Source organism: Ruminococcus difficilis, assembly GCF_016680995.1.
The window spans coordinates 1-6155 of the sequence record NZ_JAEQMG010000094.1 but is presented as its reverse complement, the minus strand read 5'-3'; the positions used below and the strand labels follow the sequence as shown (position 1 = coordinate 6155).

Sequence of the window (6155 nt, the reverse complement as noted above, 5' to 3'; positions counted from 1 at the left end):
TCCCCAGGTCGAAAAGGAACAGATCTTAAAATTAAAAAACAAAACTATAGTAGTCAGCGGACATTCTCTTGCCCGCTGTCTTTGCTATGCGCTGATTTACCAGAACGAAACACGAAATCTCGGCTGTAAGGTCGTGCTCTGCGCTCAGGACAAAAGCCTGATCGACGACCTCTACCCTGAACTGATACTACGCGAGGACTTTGACTTCGTAGATTTTAATTCTGTTTCAGAAATAAACAAAGCAGATTTCATTGTCCACACAGGCTTCTGTAACGAAGCTGTCAGCGATTTCACAGCCGATTTCAGGAGAGAAATCAAGCTCGCGCAGGTCATTTCAGCTTTAGCACAAAAAACAAACGCGCCGTTGATTCTGCTCAGTGACAGCAGGGTTTACGGCAACCCGAAGCCGCACAGGATTTACGCTGAAAACGAATATGCGGACATCGTTAACACAGACGCGGCAAACACTGAAAATCAGCTTCTCAGAACCGTTGAAGCAATGTTCAGCTGTGAAAAAAAAGCACGCGGATTTGAACTGACAACACTCCGCACCGGTATCATTCTCGGCGCACATTCCGGAATCGAGAGCTTCCTCGACCCGATCTTCAAGGCGGTCGCAGAAGGAAAAGAAATCTTGCTGTTCAACTCAAAGCAAAAATACTCGTTCGTTTACCTTACCGACGTGCTACGCTCGATTATTTACGCCATAAACGCGCTCGACAGAAATCAAGTCTACAACGTGGCGGGTATAAACTCAACCGTTTCTACGGCGACAATCGCCGCTGTTCTCCATGATGTTTACGGCGACGCGGCAATAATCGCGCTGACTGACGGCAAAGAGCTCAACCACTCGCCCATCGCAACGGGTAAAATCGAAACCTACGGCTGCCCTGCTGCGTTAAAGCTCGAAACCGCGCTGGAGCTGTGCGTTATGAGCTATATGAAAACCACCGAGGGCATGCAGCTTCCCAACACTCACGACGGTCGGCTCGATGCGATTCAGCAAATCCAGCTCGCCTATCTGCTCGAGGTGGACAGGATTTGCCGCAAGCACAATATTAAGTATTTCCTCGGCGGCGGCACCCTGCTCGGCGCGATCAGACACAAGGGCTTTATTCCGTGGGACGATGACTCCGACATTATGATGCTGCGCGAAGACTACGACAAGTTCTGCAAAATCGCCGCTGACGAGCTGCCCGCGAACATGAGCTTTCAGTCAAACAAAACCGACAAAAGCTGCTTTTATGAATTTGCCAAGCTACGCGTAAACGGCACCGCCTTCGCCACGGAATTTGCTAAAGAGCATAAGACTATGCACAACGGCATTGCGTTTGATATTTTCTGCCACGACAAAACCGCAAACTCGTGCTTCGGTCAGAAGATACACCTCGCTATGACTATCTTCACCCGCGCGCTTGTTTTCAACAAATGGAATCACCGCAAAACCGGAAACGGCAGCAGAATCCAGACCGCTGTTACGAATTTCTGCGTAAAGCTCTTCCCCATCAGATTCAGTCTTTGGCTGATGAACCACACGATATCATTCTTTAAGAGAAAAAAGAACGCCAAATTCCTGTATGACGGAATGGGAAGAAATGTTTATAACGGAGTATTTCCGGCTGATTTGCTCGACAAGGCGATTTATATTGACTTTGAGGGCTATATGCTGCCTGTTCCCAAGAAATACGACGAGTACCTGCGTTTTCTCTACGGTGACTATATGCAGCTCGCGCCGCTCAGCACAAGGCTCGGCTGCCACGAGATTCTGCTCTGCGATATCGGCAAGTATGACGGACTGAACAAATAAGTGATTTTTTCAAAAAAGCCCGAATTTGTCATTGACAATCGGGCTTTTTTATGGTAAAATAATATTTGTGGTTGAGAAACCGCAAAGTGAATATGCAGGTATGGCGGAATTGGCAGACGCGCATGGTTCAGGTGACACACCTTCGGTGAACTTGCAAAAATTCCGATTATCCTGCAAAAATCACTTACAATTTCATAAATGCGGATATGGCGGAATTGGCAGACGCGCATGGTTCAGGTCCATGTGAAAGCAATTTCATGCAGGTTCAAGTCCTGTTATCCGCACCAAAAACAGCCCGATTTTATCGGGCTGTTTTGTTATATATCTACAAAAAAATAAGCTAAAAAGACTGAAATCAGCCCGATTTTTCTTGGCAGACGCACGACCTGTGCCTTGCGCGTCTTGGCTATTCCCCACAAAATTCTTCTGGAAACTTTGTATGGAATGACGGTTTTTTTGGTTACCCAACATCGTGCGTCTGCCAATTCATTTTTTATAATTCAATGCAGCCGGATATCTTTTTAGGTATCCGGCTGCTAAATTATTATTATTTGACTTTCATCCTTCTGCGCATAGCGAACGGATAATTGTATTTTCCTTCTACTTTGAGGTCGGCATTTTGCTTACCAAACTCGTCAAGTATGATCATGTGTTCGGTGAAGGCTGCCCTGAGATTGACCTGTATCCGCAATCCGTCGCTTGATTCATAGATAATGATTTTGTCGATCAGTTGTCTGAGATTGGCGTCGCTGATCTCACCCTCCTTGATGATTTCGTCAATCAGCTCCACGGTGCGCTTCATTTCGGACTTGCGTTTTTTGATCGTTTCGCTGTAGTGCTGAATGTCATAAAGCTCCTGCTCGATTTTTTTGATGTCGCTTTCACAGGTTGAGAGCATTTCATCGTAGACCGAAGCATGTTCCTTGTCGCGGATGCGCTCCAGCAGAATCTCTTTTTGGTCGCTCTTTTTCTGTTCAAGCTCGGCGTTGAGCTGTCGGATTTTGCCCGTGACCGTGCTCTTTTTCTTCAGCCATTTGCGAACCTCGCCGTCGATATTTTCATAAAGCTGTGCCGCCTGCTCCTTGACATTCGTGATTTCGCCGCAGATGATTTTGTCGAGTTCTGTTTCTCGGATACGGTGGGGAAGACAGTTTTCCTTGCCGTAGCGGTGGTAGCCGTTGCAGACATACTCGATTCGCTCCACACCTTTCCATGTTCTTTTGACGGAGGTGAAGGTAGAACCGCAGTCGCCGCACTCGAGCAAGCCTGCGTATCTGTGGCAAGGTCTGTTGGCACTCGCTCTGACATTTCCTCTTTTCTTCTGCTCCATCAGCAGCTTTACCTGAAAGAATTTATCCTTTGAGATGATAGGCGTAACAAGATTTTCGTGAACATACTGTTCTTCTTTCGGAATGATTTTTCGGATTTGCGTGATTTTGTTGTTGTATGTTTTGTGACAGGTCACCGTCCCGATGTAGAACTCGTTGAGCAGAATCCGCTTTACGCCTGTGTGATCCCATAGATAACGCGAGCCGATTTCCGGTTTGTTGCTGCCGAGGTGCCTGCCGTACACACACTTATGATAGTATGCGGGAGATTTTACACCGTCCTCATTTAAAATGCGGGCTATGGCAGAGCAGCCATAACCCGCAAGATAGAGATCGAAGATACGGCGGACGATCTCCGCCTGTTCCTCAACAACAATGATTTCATTTGTGTTTTTGTCCTTGAAATAGCCGATCGGCGGCGTGATGATCAGCCCTTGCTTTAGCAGATTGTCCATGCCGATCCGCACCTTTTCGCCGCCCTCGCGCGCGTAGTAGTCGTTCATCAACCCCTTGAAGCTGATGACCAAGTCGTCGCTCTGGCGGCTTGTGTCGAGATTTTCCGTCGCCGAGATCACACGGATATCGTTGCGGCGGAGGTAGTCGATGAACACCGCCGTATCGGTTTTATGCCTGCCGAGGCGGGACATATCCTTTACAAGGACAGCGTCGATTGCCTTATACTCCACCTGTTTTTCGATTTCACGGATGCCGTCGCGGTCAAAGGTCATACCGCTGACGTTGTCGTCGAAGGACTCTCCGACGACCTCATAGCCCTGTTTGTTCGCGAACTCTCTGACGATTTTTCGCTGATTGTTCAGCGAATTCATCTCGTCATCGTCGTCGCGGGAGAGCCTTGCGTATAGCCATACTCTCATTTTGTTACCTCCTGTAATAGTTTTTTGAGTATAAAATAAGCCTGCCAATCAAGCAGACTTCTCAACAATAATGGCGTCATCTTCATCTGGAAGCAGCGTATCGTCGACGATATAATCCTTGATAACACTTCTGATGAAGTCGCTGAACTGTTCATCCGTTCCGACATATTTGAAATGAACGGAGCTGATTTTTGTTTGCTTTTCTAATTTCATAATGGTTTCTCCTTCCCACGGATGCTGTTGACACACACGTCAAGGTGCGGTCGTGTGCGCTTTGTTGAGCCAAACACTACCACACCTTTTTCGCAAAGTCCAGACAGAATCCGAATTTTTTATCTTTTTTATAGCGTCATTGTGAACCCTTCGTCCTCGTCATCATCATAATCTTCGTCCTCATAGTCATCCTCCTCGAAGACTTCTCGGAGAATTTCTTCTCGCTGACGGTCGATGATATCATCGTGATCCGGCTCTTGTGCGGATGCGTTCACTGATGAATCGGATACAGCGTCAGCCAATAAACTGATGCCTTTACCGAAAATTGTACCGAGCGCTTCACCGTTTTCTTCTGCTTCGATACGCTTACGGCGCTCGTCCGGGTCTTCGGAATCGTTGTCAACGATTTTGGATACCGCTCCGGCAAGGCTGCTGACTCCGCTGCCAACATCGGAATAACTGTCGGAAACTCTACGGGTTTCTGCTTTCGCAAGCGCACGTTCTCTGAGATGCTGCTCATACAGCTCGCGCGAATCTTCCCATCCTGTTGGCTGTTTTTCATCTGAACCGCTGTCGGGAAACTCTCTTTGCAGAAGCTCACGCTCGATATTATCCTTGAGATATTTCTCGTCATGGAGCTTGATATCACGGCAGCTTTTGCCGTTGGAGCAGTGAAAAGTGAGATATTTTCTCTCGTCCTTCCATGTCATATGGTAGCCAAGGATGGACATAGAACGGATAAACTCGTCCTTGCTTCCGCTATATTCCATCGCTTTGTCAATGTCGTTCGCTAGTTTTTGCTTCCAGCTTTCTCCCTTCATCCTCGCGCGGTACTCTCTTGACGACATTCGTTTTCCGCCGCCCTCGTATGGCTTAAGAACGGAAAGTCCGTGAGCAATACAGATTTCGTCGCTGAGCTTTCGAAGATGTTTGAGTGTTGACGGCGATTGCCGGAGCTTCATTCCTGATTCAAAGCCGACAGAATTGATGACGAAGTGCGAATGAATATGATCGGCATCGCAGTGAGTCGTGACCAGAACCTCGTGACCAGGCCACGCTCTCTCGGCAAATTCAAGAGAAATATCGTGCGCCTGATCGGGAGTAATCTTCTCTGTCGGTGCAAAGGATTGTGCGTAATGATAGAAGAACATACCGTTATCCTTTTCATACACCTTCTTCGTCGCCATGAATTCCCGGTAAGCATTCTCGCCGTCACAGTTGATTCCGCTGACCAACCTGCGCTTTGATTTGCTGTCAAAGGTTTTGTGCTCCTGCAAACAATAGTTGATAACCGCGCGCATGGCAGAAGGATTTTGTGTTCCTTCGTGGATAAACATCACTGTAGCCACGCTTAGTCACCTCCCGTCAAGCTGAGAATCGCGTCATAGATTATGCGTTGACCTTTGACAACCGAATCAAATTTCGGGAAGAAAAATCGCCGTGAATTTGCTTTCCGCGCGATTTGATTGAGGTTATTTCCGATGCGTTTCAGCTCGATAAGCACTTCGGATAGGTCGGTCACTGTGATTTCTGTGTTCCGTGAACACTCAATCAGGTAGTCGGTCAAGGTCATGTTCGCCTGCTTTGCTTTGGCGATAATCTCTTCCTTTTCTTCTGTCGTAAGACGAATTGATATAGTTTGATTTCGTTTTCTGTTTGCCAAATAATTACCTCCATGTGAGTATTCAAAGTGGGTGCGGGCTTCTGCCCGCTTTTATGCGACCGGCGGACAGCCGGACGCTCTGCTTGCCTCAGCAGAGCTGAGAAAAAAGCGGGAAATAAATTTCGGCTTCGACAAAATCCGCTTGAATTTGATATGCGGTTTTTATAGAATAGGGGTACTGGATTTTTCGGGGGATTAGGGGGAGAATTGAAGAAAGTCCGGATTTCATGAGGTTTTTGAGAAATCCGCTCGGGGAAGCTAAGGGGGAT

The 6155-nt window shown here is 47.5% G+C and carries 6 protein-coding genes and 1 tRNA gene; 2 read left to right on the top strand and 5 right to left on the bottom strand.

From position 1 onward, the window contains the following. Window positions 1-1807, top strand: a 1807-nt coding sequence (locus JKK62_RS09500) for a LicD family protein (protein WP_201427687.1), incomplete at its 5' end; no start/stop codon positions are given. 200 nt (window positions 1808-2007) lie between these two features. After that, window positions 2008-2094: transfer RNA gene (locus JKK62_RS09495), tRNA-Leu, on the top strand. A 260-nt stretch (window positions 2095-2354) separates the two neighbouring features. Here JKK62_RS09495 and JKK62_RS09490 read toward each other — a convergent pair. The 5 genes from JKK62_RS09490 to JKK62_RS17355 all read right to left on the bottom strand — a co-directional run. Then, the gene (locus JKK62_RS09490) at window positions 2355-4010 is read right to left on the bottom strand and encodes a recombinase family protein (protein WP_201427686.1); all 1656 of its coding nucleotides are present in this window, start codon (window positions 4008-4010) and stop codon (window positions 2355-2357) included. 48 nt (window positions 4011-4058) lie between these two features. After that, the gene (locus JKK62_RS09485; protein WP_201427685.1) at window positions 4059-4223 is read right to left on the bottom strand and encodes a hypothetical protein; all 165 of its coding nucleotides are present in this window, start codon (window positions 4221-4223) and stop codon (window positions 4059-4061) included. 128 nt (window positions 4224-4351) lie between these two features. After that, window positions 4352-5572 carry a relaxase/mobilization nuclease domain-containing protein gene (locus tag JKK62_RS09480; RefSeq protein WP_201427684.1) on the bottom strand — a complete coding sequence of 407 codons (1221 nt, stop codon included), beginning with the start codon at window positions 5570-5572 and terminating at the stop codon, window positions 4352-4354. Window positions 5573-5574: 2 nt separating this feature from the next. Next, window positions 5575-5886 (bottom strand): plasmid mobilization protein, encoded by a 312-nt coding sequence (locus JKK62_RS09475; protein WP_201427683.1) that lies wholly within the window; start codon window positions 5884-5886, stop codon window positions 5575-5577. Window positions 5887-5974: 88 nt separating this feature from the next. Next, a partial coding sequence (locus JKK62_RS17355) for a hypothetical protein (RefSeq protein ID WP_207752164.1) occupies window positions 5975-6155 on the bottom strand: 181 nt, incomplete at its 5' end.